Raw genomic sequence first — 678 nt, forward strand, 5'->3', positions numbered from 1 at the left:
CCAGTCAGTGGGCCGGGCAGGAACAGGGTATGTCAATGACTACAACGGGAATCTGGTGCTTGTCCATGAGGACATATCCCTCACAGGATCAAGGCTGCCCCTGTCACTTGGCCATGTGTGGAACTCCAATGAGGCGGGTACCGACATGGGTTACGGTGCAGGCTGGAGGACAAGCCTAAGCCAGACCGTTGTGCCAAGGACTATAGACGGGATACAGTATTACGCATATACAGACGAGGACGGAACGATTCACTATTTCCTGTATGACAGTGCTAAGGGTAAGTATGTGGATGAGTCTGGAATAGACCTGTCCATGGCAATAAACGGGGGAAGCACCGAAGAGAGGTATGTCATAACCGACAAGGGAGGTAACAGCCTGGTATTCAGCTCCCTTGGAAAGCTTGGAAAGATACGGGACCTTGAAGGTAACCAGATGACCCTGGCCTATGGAGGCAACGGAGCCCTGTACACAGTAACTGACGGTTCAGGCAGGGTCCTTACGCTTAACACCGACGGCACAGGCAGGCTGCTGTCAATTTCAGACCCTGCAGGAAGGAGCACAAGCTTCACCTACAACGGGACTCAGCTTGAGAGGATAACCTATCCTGACGGCAAGTACAGCACCTACGCCTATGATGGGAACAAGAAGCTCGTTACCGCAACAAACCACGACGGCTA

At 52.8% G+C, this 678-nt stretch carries 1 protein-coding gene; it reads left to right on the plus strand.

Going from position 1 to position 678, the window contains the following annotated elements; genetic code table 11:
- Positions 1-678, plus strand: a 678-nt coding sequence (locus tag T472_RS07155) for an RHS repeat domain-containing protein (protein ID WP_040906981.1), incomplete at both ends; no start/stop codon positions are given.

The sequence above is a fragment of the Youngiibacter fragilis 232.1 genome (assembly GCF_000495435.3).
Classification (GTDB): Bacteria; Bacillota; Clostridia; order Clostridiales; family Clostridiaceae; genus Youngiibacter; species Youngiibacter fragilis.